Source organism: Klebsiella sp. 54, from assembly GCF_018223875.1.
GTDB classification, from domain to species: Bacteria; Pseudomonadota; Gammaproteobacteria; order Enterobacterales; family Enterobacteriaceae; genus Klebsiella; species Klebsiella quasipneumoniae.
Genome location: NZ_JAGRRA010000004.1, coordinates 63180 through 78620, shown reverse-complemented (window position 1 = coordinate 78620; position 15441 = coordinate 63180). Strand labels below are relative to the sequence as shown.

General features: G+C 61.8%; 10 protein-coding genes. 5 read left to right on the top strand and 5 right to left on the bottom strand.

What is annotated here, in order from left to right; translation table 11 throughout:
* The first annotated feature begins 1 nt into the window (after position 1).
* From pduV to KHQ24_RS11815, 3 genes are all read left to right on the top strand, one after another.
* The gene (gene pduV / locus KHQ24_RS11825; RefSeq protein ID WP_064189505.1) at positions 2-484 is read left to right on the top strand and encodes a propanediol utilization protein PduV; all 483 of its coding nucleotides are present in this window, start codon (positions 2-4) and stop codon (positions 482-484) included.
* Positions 439-1653, top strand: coding sequence for an acetate/propionate family kinase (locus tag KHQ24_RS11820; RefSeq protein WP_053810908.1), 1215 nt, complete (start codon positions 439-441; stop codon positions 1651-1653). The genes pduV and KHQ24_RS11820 overlap by 46 nt, the downstream gene beginning before the upstream one ends.
* Before the next feature lie 92 nt (positions 1654-1745).
* Entirely contained in the window at positions 1746-2612 is an 867-nt protein-coding gene (locus KHQ24_RS11815; RefSeq protein WP_032447002.1) for an L-threonine kinase, read from the top strand.
* Positions 2613-2615: 3 nt separating this feature from the next.
* On the opposite strand, the gene cobD is transcribed toward KHQ24_RS11815, so the two are convergent.
* Positions 2616-3692, bottom strand: coding sequence for a threonine-phosphate decarboxylase CobD (cobD, locus tag KHQ24_RS11810; RefSeq protein ID WP_043520857.1), 1077 nt, complete (start codon positions 3690-3692; stop codon positions 2616-2618).
* 17 nt (positions 3693-3709) lie between these two features.
* The gene (gene amiC, locus KHQ24_RS11805; protein WP_017899228.1) at positions 3710-4963 is read right to left on the bottom strand and encodes an N-acetylmuramoyl-L-alanine amidase AmiC; all 1254 of its coding nucleotides are present in this window, start codon (positions 4961-4963) and stop codon (positions 3710-3712) included.
* Between the two features lie 227 nt (positions 4964-5190).
* Here amiC and argA point away from each other — a divergent pair, with 227 nt between their 5' ends.
* Together argA and KHQ24_RS11795 are read left to right on the top strand one after the other, a co-directional pair.
* Entirely contained in the window at positions 5191-6522 is a 1332-nt protein-coding gene (gene argA / locus KHQ24_RS11800; protein ID WP_004149616.1) for an amino-acid N-acetyltransferase, read from the top strand.
* 227 nt (positions 6523-6749) lie between these two features.
* On the top strand, positions 6750-7070 hold the full coding sequence (locus KHQ24_RS11795) for a hypothetical protein (RefSeq protein WP_053809986.1): 321 nt from the start codon (positions 6750-6752) through the stop codon (positions 7068-7070).
* Between the two features lie 57 nt (positions 7071-7127).
* On the opposite strand, the gene recD is transcribed toward KHQ24_RS11795, so the two are convergent.
* The 3 genes from recD to ptrA are packed head-to-tail and all read right to left on the bottom strand — an operon-like array spanning position 7128 to position 15387.
* A complete protein-coding gene (recD, locus tag KHQ24_RS11790) occupies positions 7128-8972 on the bottom strand; it encodes an exodeoxyribonuclease V subunit alpha (RefSeq protein WP_064187443.1) in 1845 nt (614 codons plus the stop codon).
* A complete protein-coding gene (recB, locus tag KHQ24_RS11785) occupies positions 8969-12505 on the bottom strand; it encodes an exodeoxyribonuclease V subunit beta (protein ID WP_211777290.1) in 3537 nt (1178 codons plus the stop codon). The genes recD and recB overlap by 4 nt, the downstream gene beginning before the upstream one ends.
* Positions 12502-15387, bottom strand: coding sequence for a pitrilysin (gene ptrA / locus KHQ24_RS11780; RefSeq protein WP_043520863.1), 2886 nt, complete (start codon positions 15385-15387; stop codon positions 12502-12504). Before ptrA ends, recB begins: the two co-directional genes overlap by 4 nt.
* Between the last annotated feature and the right edge of the window lie 54 nt (positions 15388-15441).

The window sequence follows — 15441 nt, the reverse complement described above, 5'->3', positions numbered from 1 at the left end:
AATGAAACGTCTGATGCTTATCGGCCCCAGCCAGTGCGGGAAAACCTCGCTTACCCAGGGTCTACGCGGCGAAGCGCTCCATTACAAGAAAACTCAGGCGATTGAATGGTCGCCGATGGCCATCGACACGCCGGGCGAATATCTGGAGAACCGCTGCCTTTATAGCGCCCTGCTGACCAGCGCCTGCGAGGCCGACGTTATCGCGCTGGTGCTGAATGCCGACGCCCAGTGGTCGCCGTTTTCTCCGGGTTTTACCGTCCCGATGAACCGTCCGACGATTGGCCTGGTCACCAAAGCTGACCTCGCCGACCCGCAGCGGATATCGCTGATCGGCGAGTGGCTCAGGCAGGCTGGTGCCCGGCAAATTTTTATCACCAGCGCGCTGAATAATTCGGGTCTTGATGCCGTGCTGAATTTTCTGAATTCGAAGGAACCTTTATGTCTTACAAAATCATGGCCATTAACGCCGGCAGTTCATCGTTAAAATTCCAGCTGCTGGAGATGCCGCAGGGCGACATGCTCTGCCAGGGATTAATCGAACGTATCGGCATGGCAAACGCCCAGGTGACTCTCAAAACGCCGGAGCAGAAATGGCAGGAGACGGCGCCGATCGCCGATCACCGTGAAGCCGTCACCCTGCTGCTTGAAAAGCTCCTCAACCATCGGATTATCCAGAGTTTGCAGGATATCGATGGCGTCGGCCACCGCGTGGCGCACGGCGGGGAGCGCTTTAAGGATTCGACGCCGGTCACCGATGAAACCTTAGCGGAAATCGAGCGCCTGGCAGAGCTGGCCCCGCTGCATAACCCGGTAAATGCCTTAGGCATCAAAGTGTTCCGCCAGCTGCTGCCCGACGCGCCGTCGGTGGCGGTGTTTGATACCGCTTTTCACCAGACGCTGGATGAGCGCGCCTTTATCTATCCGCTGCCGTGGCGCTACTACAGCGAGCTGGGCATTCGCCGTTACGGCTTCCACGGCACCAGCCATAAGTACGTCAGCGCGACGCTGGCGGAGAAGTTGGGCGTGCCATTGAGCGCTCTGCGCGTAGTGTGCTGTCATCTCGGCAACGGCAGCAGCGTTTGCGCAATCAAAGGCGGGCGTTCGGTTAACACTTCAATGGGCTTTACGCCGCAGTCCGGGGTAATGATGGGCACCCGCAGCGGCGATATCGACCCTTCAATTTTACCGTGGCTGGCGCTGCATGAGGGCAAAACGCCGGAACAGCTTAACCAGCTGCTGAATAACGAATCCGGCCTGCTGGGGGTTTCCGGCATCTCGCACGATTACCGCGATGTCGAGCAGGCGGCGGACAGCGGTAATCGTCAGGCAGCCCTGGCGCTCTCGCTGTTTGCTGAGCGCATTCGCGCCACCATCGGCAGCTATATTATGCAGATGGGCGGCCTCGACGCGCTGGTCTTTACCGGCGGCATCGGCGAAAACTCCGCCCGAGCCAGGAGCGCCATCTGCCATAACCTGAATTTCCTCGGGCTCTCGGTCGATGAAGAGAAAAACCAGCACAACGCCACCTTTATTCAGGCCGAAAATGCGATGGTCAAAGTGGCGGTGATCAATACCAATGAAGAGCTGATGATCGCCCGCGATGTGATGCGCCTGGCGCTGCCGCAGGCGCGCGAGCTGGCGGTACCAGCCTAAACGACGCCTCTCCCCTTTGCGGAGAATCATGGTAACCGGCGGGTCGCCGTGCCACTATGCGCCCTGGCGAAGGTAAGCGGAAAGGTGAAAACGTGGCCGTTGCACAATGTCCCGCCTCGTGCGGAGAACTTATCCAGGGCTGGATCCTCGGCAGCGAGAAGCTGATCTCCTGCCCGGTGGACTGGTACAGCACCGTCGAGGTCGAGACCGGCAAACCGCGCAACGATGAGCGGCCGCTGTCGCGGGCGATGGTCGACCAACTGCTGGCCCACTGGGGCTACCCGGCGGCGCTGAGTCAGCAGATCCGCATCACCCTGCACTCGACGATCCCGGTAGCCAAAGGGATGGCCAGCAGCACCGCCGATATCGCCGCCACCGCGGTGGCCACCGCCCATCATCTGGGCCACGCGCTGGATGAGCCGACGCTGGCGCGTCTGTGCGTCGCGCTGGAGCCCACCGACAGCACCCTGTTCCACCAACTGACGCTGTTCGATCATAATACCGCCGCTACCCAAATCGCCTGCCCTGCGCCACCGGCGCTCGACCTGTTAGTGCTGGAGAGCCCGCTAACGCTGCGTACCACCGACTACCATCAGCTGCCGCGCGAGGCGGGTCTGCTGGCTAACGCCTCCCGGCTGCAGCTGGCGTGGGAGAAAGTGCAGCAGGCCTGCCAGCATGGCAGCCCGCAGCTGCTGGGCGAAGCGGCCACTATTAGCGCCATCGCCAGCCAGCAGCTGTTGCCCAAGCCGGGGTTTGACGCGCTGCTGGAGCTGGTGGAAAGCGCAGGATTGTATGGCCTCAACGTGGCGCACAGCGGCAGCGTCGTCGGCCTGCTGCTGGACCGCCGTCGTCATGACGTGGATTTTTTGCAATGGCGGCTGGCAGAGCGCGGCATCGCCGCCCACTGGCCGCAACAGCATCTGCTGGCGATGGTGCCGGGGGGCGTCACCCTGCAGTAGGGCTCAGGCCAGCGCCCGGCGCAGCGCCGCCAGCAGCTGGTCGTTTTCGCCGGCGCTGCGGATCGCCACCCGGAAATAGCGGCTATCCAGCCCCGGGTAGTTGGCGCAGCTGCGGATCAACACGTGCTGGCGCAGCAGGGCGTATTGCAGGTCAAGATCGGGTCTGTCACAGCGCAAGAACAGGTAGTTGGCGCGCCCGGGCCACACGGTCAGCCCGGCCATCTCCTGAAGCTGCGCGTAGAAACGCGCTCCCTCCTCCTGCAGCCACTGCCAGGTGGCCCGCTGATACGCCCGGTCCTGAAGAATGATCTCCCCGGCCAGAGCGGCATAGGCATTGATGGACCATGGCATTTGTCGCTCGCGCAGCCGGGCCACCGCCCGGGCGTCAGCGTTGAGCAGGTAGCCTAGACGCAGCCCCGGAATAGCATAAAATTTAGTCAGCGAGCGCAGAACCCAGACGTGCGGATACTGCGCCAACAGGGGAATAAACCCCGGCTGATCGGGAATAAAGTCGAGGAAGGCTTCATCGAGGATCAGGCTGATATTCAGCGCCCGACAGCGTTGCGCAATGGCTTCCAGCAGGCCACGCTCCGGCAGCAGACCAGTGGGGTTGTTCGGGGTGCAGAGAAACAGGCAGTCCAGCGCCGGCGTGAGAGCATTGAGGATCCCGTCGGTCAGCTGCCAGCCATCGCGCTCCTGCAGGGCATACTCCACCACCTCGCAGTCCACAGTCTGCAGCGCGCGCCGGTACTCTGCGAATCCGGGAATGACGATCATCGCCCGCCGCGGCTTAAGGCCGTGGACAAGGGTGAAGATCGATTCAGTTTCGCCGTTGCCGGCGAGGATATGCGCCGCCGGCAGCCGATGGTGGGCTGCCAGCGCCTGATGCAGCTGTTGATACTCAACGTCAGGGTAGCGCTCGGCGCAGCCGGGATTGTCGACGATCGCCTGCCTGAGCGAGGCGGGCATTCCCAGCGGATTGATGTTGGCGCTAAAGTCCAGCAGTTCGCCGGGCGCAATGCCCAGCAGGGCGGCGGCCTCGCGGATATTGCCGCCATGGGCGCTTTTCAGTAAGGCCATGTCCCTTTCCTGTGTGGTTATCCGCGGCGGGCCAGCGTCGCACCGTCGGCGAAGTAGGCTTTAATCCCGGCGAGGATCGACTCGGCCACCTGCTGCTGGAATTTGGCCGTTTTCAGCTTCCGCTCCTCTTCCACGTTACTGATAAACGCCGTCTCCACCAGAATGGAGGGGATATCCGGCGCCTTCAGCACCGCAAAGCCCGCCTGCTCTACCCGGTTCTTGTGCAGGTTATTGATATTGCCCATTTTCTCCAGCACTGCCTTACCAAATTTGAGGCTGTCGGCGATGGTGAGGGACTGCACCATATCGAACATGGTGTGGTCGACATAGCGATCGCCGCTCTTGCTGACCCCACCGATCAGATCCGAGGCGTTCTGCGTCTGGGCGAGATATTTTGCCGCGGTACTGGTGGCCCCCTTGGTGGAGAGCGCAAACACCGAGGAGCCGCTGGGCTGGCGGCTGGTAAAGGCGTCGGCGTGAATCGAAACGAACAGGTCGGCGCGCTGCTTCTGCGCCTTGGCGACACGCACCTTCAACGGGATAAACACGTCTTCGTTGCGGGTCATATAGGCCTTCATATTGCCTTCTTTGTCGATTAGCGCCCGCAGGCGGCGGGCAATTTGCAGCACCACGTCTTTCTCGCGGGTGCGATACTTGCCCACGGCGCCAGAGTCTTCGCCACCGTGGCCGGGATCGAGCATGATGACAATCGGCCGGTCGCGCCCGGCTTTGCCCGGCTGCGGCCCGCTTTGCGCCGGCGGCACCTGTCGCTCCAGATCGCCTTTGTTGTAATCCTCGAGCAGCGCCAGTAGCGGATCCTGAACATCGGTGGCGTTGGCGGGGTAGAGATCCATCACCAGACGCTCTTTAAAGCCAGCTACCGGCGCGAGGGCAAACAGCTGCGGCTTAACGTTCTGCTTGAGCTCGAAGACCATGCGCACGGTTTGCGGATCAAACTGGCCCACGCGGGCGGACTTAATAAAGGGATCGTCATCGCGGATCTGCCCCCCCATGCCTTTCAGCACCGAGTTGAGATTAACCCCTTCCAGATCCACCACCACCCGTTCCGGATTACTGAGGGCAAACTGCCGGTATTTCAGCACATGATTCGATTCCACCGTGACGCGCGTGTAGGTCGATGCTGGCCAGACGCGAACAGCGACCACCCGCGCGGCGGCGGCCAGCCCAACGGGGCTCACGCTCATTAACCACATGGCGCCCGCGCCCTGCAGCAGACGGCGACGGCTTAATCCAGAGTTGTTTCCCGACATGCCACTCCCAAGCAATAAAAACGCATTTATACCCAAAACAAACAGATTGACCAGAAACTTTAACGAAAGGCATATAACCTGTCATCTATAAAAGGGTAAACATTCATTGACACCCTGCGCCGGGTCACATGTTTTTCGTGGCTTAGCCTCAAATTGGGGCTTGCGTTTAACGGCAAAACAGAATAAAAATACAATAATTACGAATAATCATGCATTGAGGGTTTGTCATGGTGAAGGAACGTCGCACTGAACTGGTAGAAGGATTCCGCCATTCTGTTCCCTATATAAATGCCCATCGGGGAAAAACGTTTGTCATCATGCTGGGCGGTGAAGCCATTGAGCATGAAAATTTCTCAAATATTGTCAATGACATAGGACTACTGCATAGCCTGGGCATTCGCCTGGTGGTGGTCTATGGCGCCCGCCCGCAGATTGACGCTAATCTCGCCGAGCACCACCACGAGCCGGTCTATCACAAGCAGACGCGAGTGACTGACGCCAAAACGCTGGAGCTGGTTAAGCAGGCGGCGGGGATGCTGCAGCTGGAGATCACCGCCCGCCTGTCGATGAGCCTCAACAACACCCCGCTGCAGGGGGCCCATATCAATGTCGTCAGCGGCAACTTTATCATCGCCCAGCCGCTGGGCGTCGATGACGGCGTCGATTATTGCCACAGCGGGCGCATTCGCCGCATTGACGAAGAGGCGATTCATCGCCAGCTCGACAGCGGCGCCATTGTCCTGATGGGGCCGGTCGCGGTGTCGGTCACCGGCGAGAGCTTTAACCTGACTTCGGAGGAGATCGCCACCCAGCTGGCCATCAAGCTGAAGGCGGAGAAAATGATCGGCTTCTGTTCGTCGCAAGGGGTTTACAACCAGGCCGGGGAAATTGTCTCTGAACTGTTCCCCAATGAAGCGCAGGCCCGCGTCGAAGAGCTGGAAGCGGACGAAGATTATAACTCTGGCACCGTGCGCTTCCTGCGCGGGGCGGTGAAGGCCTGCCGCAGCGGCGTGCGGCGCTGCCACCTGATCAGCTATCAGGAAAATGGCGCGCTGCTGCAGGAGCTGTTCTCACGCGACGGCATCGGCACCCAAATCGTCATGGAGAGCGCGGAGCAGATCCGTCGGGCGACCATCAACGATATCGGCGGTATTCTTGAGCTGATAAGCCCGCTGGAGCAGCAGGGCATCCTGGTGCGCCGCTCCCGCGAACAGCTGGAGATGGAGATCGACAAGTTCACCATTATTCAGCGCGATAACACCACCATCGCCTGCGCCGCCCTCTATCCTTTCCCGGAAGAGAAGATCGGCGAAATGGCCTGCGTGGCGGTGCATCCGGATTACCGGAGCTCGTCGCGGGGAGAGGTGCTGCTGGAGCGTATTGCCGCCCAGGCCAGACAGATGGGCCTGAGCAAGCTGTTCGTGTTAACCACCCGCAGCATTCACTGGTTCCAGGAGCGCGGCTTCACGCCGGTGGATATCGACCTGCTGCCGGAGAGTAAAAAGCAGATGTATAACTATCAGCGCCGGTCGAAGGTGCTGATGGCCGACCTCGCTTAGCTCTTTCTCCCCCCTTTCTAACGGCCGAGGATAGCGCGACGCTCATCACGTTAACCCCGGCCGGTATCCCCCTCTTCGCGCCGATCTGACGTGCGGCACGAGGGCTAAATTCCTGGTTTCCACGCAGACCATATCTTTCTCGCTGGCTCACCGATATGCTACTGGCTGTCGACAGGATATCGACTGGCGCCACGGCCACCACCCGCCCTGCAAGGATCGCTTAACGAATGGAAACCCAACCGAACTGGCTGATCAGACATATCAACCTCATTACCGCCGCGGTCGCCCTCTATCCGTGGTTGCTGTTGATTTTGTTGCTCTGGGACAACCAGCGTCATCATCAGAATGGCTATGCCGCGCTTGGCGCCGCCGTGGCGATATTATTTCTGCTGGCCCTGACGTCCGGCATGAATCTTCTCATCTCCTCGCTGGTGATTTTTTGTGCCCGCTGTTCCACCCCACCGCTGGCCGGCGGCGCAGCAGTCCGCTTTTTCGCCATGAACTCGATCTCGGCGCTCTGGCTTATCCCTCTGTTCTTCAGTTACTGATTTTTCCGCCAGCCCGGGCAACGGCTGCAGCATTTTCCATCGCCCGGACCCGGCGTCTCAGGGGGCTTCACACCCGGCGAAAATCTCCGCCAGGCCGCTGCGCCGCTCGGTGCGGGTCACAATGGCCTGGGAGAGCACCTGCTCGTCGGCATAGAGCGACAATCGCCGTTTTGCGCGGGTGATCGCGGTATAGACCAGTTCGCGTGTCACCAGAGGAACGCTGCGCGCCGGCAGGATCAGCGCCGCATGGTCGAACTCGGAGCCCTGCGATTTATGCACGGTCATCGCCCAGGCGGTGTCATGCTCCGGAAGGCGGCTCGGCTGCACCGACTTGATGGCGCCGTCGGGCATCAGGAACCATACCCGCAGCTCGCCGTTGCGCTCCAGGGCGATGCCGATATCGCCGTTAAACAGCCCCAGCGCGCTGTCGTTGCGCGCGATCATAATCGGCCGGCCGTCATACCAGCGGGAGTGGCGCGGCAGGGCGATCGCCCGCTGGCGGTTGAGCCGCTGCTCCAGCCGCTCATTGACGCCGCTCACGCCGTACGGCCCTTCCCGCAGCGCGCACAGCAGCTGAAACTCGCTGAAGGCGGCCAGCATGGCCTGCGGTTCCGCCCGCTCGCGGCGCAGCTGCAGGTAGCGCTCATAGCCCTGCTGGGCCGCGCCGAGCATGGCTTCGTACTCTTCGGTCGTACTGAGGGGATGAAGCGCGATATCGTCAAACGGCTGGCGCAGCGTGGCCTTCATCTCCGCGCGCGCGCCAGCGTTCACCGCCCGCGCCAGGCTCCCGATGCCGGAGTGACTGCCGAAGCGATAGCTCTTTTGCAGCAGGCACAAGCTGTCTCTCAGCGCGCCAGCGATAGCCCCCTCGCCCGCTGGTACCGGCGAACCGGTCAGCCGGGTCAGCTCCTGCGCCCGCGCGGCGGTGTAGCCCGAGCTCGCCCAGGCGCAGATATCGCCCAGCACCGCCCCCGCTTCTACGGAGGCCAGCTGGTCACGATCGCCGAGGAAGATCACCCGCCCGTGAGCCGGCAGCGCGTCGATGAGCCGCGACATCATCGGCAGGTCGATCATCGAGGCTTCATCCACCACCAGCACGTCGAGATGCAGCGGGTTGCCGGCGTGATAGCGCATGCGCTGGCTGCCTGGCTGGGCGCCCAGCAGACGATGCAGCGTGCTGGCCTCGGTGGGAATCAACGCTTTCTGCGCGTCGGTCAGCGGCAGTTTTCTCAGCGCCGCGCCCAGTGATTCGGTCAGGCGCGCCGCCGCTTTCCCCGTCGGCGCCGCCAGACGAATACGACAGCGCGGACTATCTTCAATCTGGATCAGCGCCGCCAGAAGTTTGGCCACGGTGGTGGTCTTCCCGGTCCCGGGACCGCCGGAGATCACCGAGATGCGGCGGGTCAGCGCCACCGCCGCGGCCACTTTTTGCCAGTCGGTTTCGCCGGTGGCAGGGAACAGGGCATTGAGGGTTGCCGCCAGCCGGGCCTCATCCATCTCCAGCACCCGGTTGGCTTCGTTGAAGAAGCGGGCGACGGTCAGTTCGTTGCGCCACATCCGGTTCAGATAGAGCCGGTCGCCGCATAAAATCATCGGCGCCGGGGCATCGCCGCAGCTCACCGCCGACGAAGCGAGCAGCAGCGCGGGCCAGTCCTCCGGCGCGCCGGCGTCGGCCAGCAGCCGATCGCGGATCTCCCCCGCTTTCCCGCTCAGCGCCTCGTCGCCGCTCAGCCGCGAGAGCGGCAGGCACACGTGCCCCTCTCCGGCATCACGGCTCAGCAAGGCCGCCGCCAGCTTGACCGCCGGCGGGTCGTTTTGCGCCACCATCAGGGCAAACTGGACGTCCAGCGGCCGCAGCAGACGCTGCTCCACCGCCGCCAGCAGTAGTTGATCAAAAGTCATGAGGCCTCCTCCTGAGTTTCTCCGGCAAAAAGCTGATCCAGACCGTCAATCAGCGGTCGCACCGGCCGGGTAGTGAAGATCCCCTGCCCCCCCTCCTGACCGTCCATGCCGCGCAGGAAGAGATAAATCACGCCGCCGAAGTGGCGGTCATAGTCGTAATCGGCCAGCCGGTGGCGCAGATAGCGGTGCAGCGCCAGGCTGTACAGCTGATACTGCAGATCGTAGCGGTGGGCCCGCATCGCCTGCTCCATCGCCGGCCGGGTATAGGCCTCGCGATCTTCCCCCAGCCAGTTGGATTTGTAATCCAGCAGGTAATAGCGGCCTTCGTGGCGGAAGACCAGATCGATAAAACCCTTCAGCATGCCGCGCACCTGGCGGAAATCCAGCGGCGGCGTGTCGGCGGAAAGGGGATCGTACTGGCGGATAAGCGCATCAAGGCGCTCCGCCGTCAGCAGCTGCGCGATGGGCAGGTAAAATGCCATTTCCACCTGTTTATCCCGCGCCGCAAGCTGATTGAGCGCGATATCCGGCCCCGGCAGGCGGGTCTTCAGCACGCCCCCCAGCCAGTCGGTCAGCACCGGCGCCCACTGTGCGTCAAATCCGCTCAGCTGCAGTTTCTCCGCCATCCATCCGTCCGGCACCGGCTGGGTAAAGTCCAGTTCCTCAAACAGACTGTGCAGGAAGGTCCCCGGCGCAGCGCCGCGCGGGAACTGGTGCGGGGTCAGCTGCGGCTCTTCCACCACCTCGCCGACGCCGACGGCATCGATATCCAGACGTGGCAGCAGATCCTGCCCGCTGCTGAAGCCATGCTGCTGCAGACCGGAATAGCTGGTTACCCGCCAGTCATCGGCGATGCGGCGCTGCAGCTCGCGCGCCGATAGCGGGGGGATGCTCGCCGCCGGCGCCTGCCACGGGGTCAGATCCAGCTCGCCCGGCCTCTGCAATGCAATATCGCCATGGCAGAAGTCCGCTAAGCGCGCGGCCAGCCCGGCGGCATCCATGGCTTCGCCCGCCTGCAGCAGCCGCCCCAGGGCGCTTAGATGAAAATCGCTGTTGCCGGACTTTCGGCTGCTGAGGGGCGCTACGCCGAGGCTGCAGTGCCAGACCGCGCGGGTCAAGGCGACGTACAGCAGGCGCAGATCTTCCGCCAGCCGTTCCGCCTCCGCCAGTTCGAGGCTGGCCTCATCCTGGCCCAGATCCAGCACCGCCGCGAACGTCTCGCGATCGTGATAGAACGCCTGGTCCTGTTTGCGAAACCGGGCGATAAACGGCAGCCAGACCAGGGGATATTCCAGCCCTTTTGACTTATGAATAGTGACGATTTGCACCAGGTGCTTATCGCTTTCCAGACGCATCTGCTGGCTGGCAGCGTTGCTGTCCGGCTCGGCGATATGCTGCGTCAGCCAGCGCACCAGGGCATGCTCGCTTTCCAGCTGGCTGGCCGCCTCCTGCAGCAGTTCGCTGATGTGCAATATGTCGGTTAAGCGCCGCTCGCCGCCCCGGGTCGCCAGCAGGTTCTCGGCGATATGCCGGGCCGTCATCAGCGCCCGCAGCATCGGCATCACCCCGCGCTGACGCCAGATCTGGCGGTATTCACTGAACTCCTCCACCAGCGCGTCCCACGCCTGCTCATCTTGATTGAGATTTTCAATATCCAGCGCGGTCAGGCCAAACATCGAGGTCGCCAGCGCGCTGCGCAGGGTATTTTCCCGCTCCGGGGACAACACCGCCTGCAGCAGCCAGAGCAGCTCCTGGGCCTCCAGCGTCTCAAAAACGCTGTCGCGGTTGGAGAGGTAGACCGAAGGGATGCCCAGCGCCTGCAGCGCTTCACGCACCTGCGCCGCCTCCAGCCGGTTGCGCACCAGCACGGTAATATCCGAAGCCTGCACCGGGCGCGAGGTTTCCCCACGCCACAGCAGCGCGCGCCCCTGCTGACCAGCGCTTAGCCAGTCGCGGATCTGCGTGGCGCAGAGCTGCGCCATAAACGTCTGATAATCGCCGGCGCCCACGGTGTCGCCGGGCATCAACCAGACGTTCATCGCCGGTACGTCCGCCGCGTCAACGGTAAAGCGCAGCCCCTGGTTCTTCGCCGCCGCCTTCACCGGCAGGAACGGGATCTCGCGAAACATGAAGGGGTTATCGCTGAGGCTGAACAGCCGGTTGACGCTGCCCACCATGCCCGGCGAGGAGCGCCAGTTGGTGTCTAGCGTGTAGTGTGCAGCAACGTCGCCGCGCGCTTTCATATAGGTAAAGATATCGGCGCCGCGAAAGGCGTAGATGGCCTGCTTCGGATCGCCGATCAGCAGCAGCGCCGTCTCCGGCTGCTGGCGCCAGATACGGCGGAAAATCCGGTACTGTTGGGGGTCGGTATCCTGAAATTCGTCGATCATCGCCACCGGAAAACGCTGGCGAATGGCGCTGGCCAGCGCCTCGCCGCTGTCGCCGCGCAGCGCCTCGTCAAGCCGGCTGAGCATATCGTCAAACCCCAGCTCGCCGCGGCGGCGCTTTTCGCGCGCGACCGCATCGCGGATCTCGACCATCGCTCTCGCCAGCACCAGATCGGTGAGCGTCAGCGACGAGGCCAGCAGCGATTCTACGGCGCTAAACAGAGGATGTAAGGGCGGTTCGCCACCGGCTTTGGTACGCTCAAGCAGAAACGACTGGGCAAATTTTTCCAGCGCGTCGGGTAACTGATAGCTCAACGTCTCTTCCTGCGCCCAGGCGGTCACTTTCTCAAGCCATTTGCCCTGGTTGCCGCGATTGAACTTCCGCCGGTCAAGACCCGAATCTTCAAGCACGCCTTCGATCTCGCCCACCTGCTCGCGCCACTGCTGCTTGAGCGAGTCAATGCGGTCGATGATTTGCTGATGGCGTTCGGCCAGCGTCTCGTCGGCGGCTGGCGGCGACTTAAGCTGCGGCGCTTCGCCCTGCAGCCAGCGGTCAAGGGACTTCAGCAGATCGCGCGGCCCTTTCCAGACATCGTGGATCACCGCCGCGATATCGCGGGTCAGCGGATAACAGTGACGGCGCCAGAAGTCGGCGCAGGCCTGATAGCGCAGGCGGGATTCATCCTCTATCAGCTGCTGCTCGAACAGCATGCCCGATTCGAAGGCGTTAAGGCTCAGCATCCGCTGGCAAAAACCGTGGATGGTGAACACCGCCGCCTCGTCCATCTGCCGTTCAGCCAGCAGCAATGTCTTTACGGCGTCCTCTTTATCGACGATCTCCGCCAGCAGCGCGCTGTAGAGCGGGTTATCGGATTCACCGCGCATACAGGCGATGCGCAGTTCGTGGATGTTGCTGCGGATACGCCCGCGCAGCTCTTCAGTCGCCGCCTCGGTAAAGGTCACCACCAGCAGTTCTTCAACGCTGATGGCGCGGGGATAGGCGGCCTCGCCGCCCAGCCCCAGCAGCAGCCGCAGATACAGCGCGGCGATGGTAAAGGTTTTTCCGGTGCCCGCAGAGGCTTCTATCAGGCGCTCGCCCCTCAAGGGCAAGCGCAGGGGATCCAAAGACTCAGCGGTGTCGGTCATTCATTCTCTCGCATCAGGGGTAAGGATTGCTGCAATGCGCTGACGTTTTCCCACACTTTGCCGCCTGCCGGCTGGGCATAGTCCGCTTTGCCATTCTGGCTACCGGAAATCTGGGACAATATCGTCATGCCCTGCGGCTCCACCACCGTCTGATGGAAGAAGTCAGCAAGTTTTTGCGGCGTCAGCAGTTTAATCTGAGCCACTACTTTATCACGTGAATCAAAACGCATATTACCGCGATCGAAATCTTTGCTCAGTTTCGATGCCTCTTCGCCCAGCGTCTGCGGCGCCTGCATCATTTGGCTTATCACCGCTTGCTGGAGCTGGGCAAACTCTTCCGGCTTCATCGCCCGCAGCTTCGCCTCCGCGGTGGGGAAGAAGGCCTGGAACCGCTGCCAGAGGAAAGCCGGCTGCTTATCGCTACTTTGCAGCAGGAAGCCCATGCCCCACTGACGTCCCACGTTCATCGGGAAGGCAAAGACCGCGTAGCCGAGCTGCTCTTCGGTACGCAGCTGGTTATAGAACCACGGCTGAATAATCTGTCCCAGCAGGGTGCTGGCGGCGGTGCTGCTGAACTCATCCACGTTGGGCGGTGCGAACACCGCGGCCAGCGCAGAGTCGGTGCTGTTGCCCGCTTTGTTGAAGATCGCCAGCTGCTGCCGGTTCACCACTACATCTTTATTGCGGCACCATTCGTTGCCGTCAGCGCCCAGCTGCTGCTGGATCTGGCGAGCCAGCGTCGTGGCGGCATCGGCGGACATATTGCCGATCACCATCAGTTCAGGGCGTCCCTTGGTTTTCAGGTTGGCGCGGTAGTCGAGCACCTCCTGCAAGGTGATGGAAGGCAGCAACGCCCGGCGTACTTCGCGCTGGAAATACGGAACCTGGGAGACCATCTGGATCGGCATTATCGCCTGATCGTAGGCTTTGCCCTTCTCAGCGGAGTCCATCATTTGCGCATACCACGATTTGGCCTGCTCCAGCTGCTCCTCGGTCGGCGTATAGCTGAAGTACCCCTGCAGCAGGTCGCTGAACAGCGCCGGCAGGTGCTGGGTGTAGCCGTTGGCATTGACCATTAACCCATTATTGGCGCCGGTGGAGAACGAAATGCCGCCGACCGCCGCCTGGTTACTAAGCTGATCGAGGGCGATGCCGGCGAGATAATCGTTGAGGGCAAACATCACCTGCCGGCGAGCGCTGTCCATCGCCTGGGGATTACGCAGCACCAGGGAGATATCCGCCTTCGGTTCGCTGGCGAAATACTGGCTCGGGGCATAAACCACCCGCAACGTCGGTTCATCGAGGATCAGCTGCGGGTGCGGCCAGGCTTTATCGCTTTTGATGAGGGTGAAATCATCCGGAATATAGGGGTTGAGCACCGGCAGCTGCAGCTTGATGGCCTGCGCTTTTTGCTGCCAGTCAGCGAAGGTCTGCTCGCTAATCTTAACCACCTGATACGGCGCATCGACAAAATAGGCGGTCTTGTTATGCGGTTCCTGCGGGCTGATATACCAGATGCGCGCGTTCTGCGGGGTCATCATCGCCAGCCGGTCTTTAATCGCCTGCGGGTCGTACCGATCGGCAATGTTGACCACGTCCAGCGCATGCTCGACCGGCACCCGGATCATGGTATCCGCCAGCCATTCCACGTAATCCATATCACGGTTGATCGACGGATAGCGGAAATCCAGCGCCAGCACATGCGCCAGCTCGTCAAAGTAACGTTTGTCGACGCCCTGGGTACGCAGGAGGTCGAGGTAGCTGAATATGGCCGCCGTCACTTCGTCGCGGTGCGCCAGGCCTTTATCGGTGAGGGTGGCAGATATCGCCAGCACGCCGCTGTTGCCGTTCACCACCGGGTCAGAATCCGCGCGGATGCCTTCCGCCAGTCCCTGCTTTTGCAGCCAGTCGGAGAGCGTACCCGGACTGCGGTTGCCGATCAGGTAAGTGACCAGCTCATCGGTTTTGCTGCGGAAGCGATCGCTGTTGTTGTCGATGCGAAACTCGACGCGCAGCACTTTACGCGGCATCGCCGGCACATAGTGAATAATGATGCCTTTTTGCGCATCGGTTACCACCGGCACGCTTATTTCCGGCCTGCTGATTTGACGATTCGGCACGCGGCCAAAGGTGTCAGCGGCCATGCGCGCCAGCTCCGGCAACGGCTTGTTGCTGTAGATCACCGCCTTCATCAGATTGGCGGAGTACCAGCTATCGCGGAAGGTATGCAGCGCATCAAGTACCGGGCTGCCGGGCTTATCGCTGAGCGTCTCGAGGTTGCCGCCAGAAAAGTGGGCCGCCGGGTGAGCCGGGTTAATGGTTTCTGCGCTGACCTGGGCCATGCGCATCCCGTCTCGCGTCCGGGCCATGGTTAGCTCGGCGTTGACCGCGTTACGTTCGCGGTCGGCATATTTTTTATCCAGCAGCGGCGCGGCAATGGCATCCGCCAGGCGGTCTACGGCCCCGTCCAGCGCATTATTCTCCACTTCGAGATAGAACGCGGTGCGGTAGGGCGCGGTGCTGGCGTTATGGCTGCCGCCGTGCAGTTTAAGAAACTCTGCCAGACTGTCAGGCTGGGGATATTTTTGTGACCCCATCAGCGTCATATGTTCCAGAAAATGCGCCAGCCCCTGATGATCGGCCGGATCCTGCAGGGATCCCACCGGCACCACCAGCGCCGACAGCGATTTCACCGCCTGCGGATCGGAAACCAGCAGCACGACCATGTCGTTATCAAGACGGATCGCCTGATACTGACGCGTATCTTTTTCGCTTTTGCGGATCGTCTCCTGAACAGGCTGCCATCCGGTGTCGGCCTGACTAAACGGCGCCCAGAGGGCGGCCAGCACAACAAAAATCTTGAACCATAAACTGCGGGGCATTCACGAACCTCATCATTAACAAACTTGCGCTGCACAGCGTGCAGCCTTTTATGT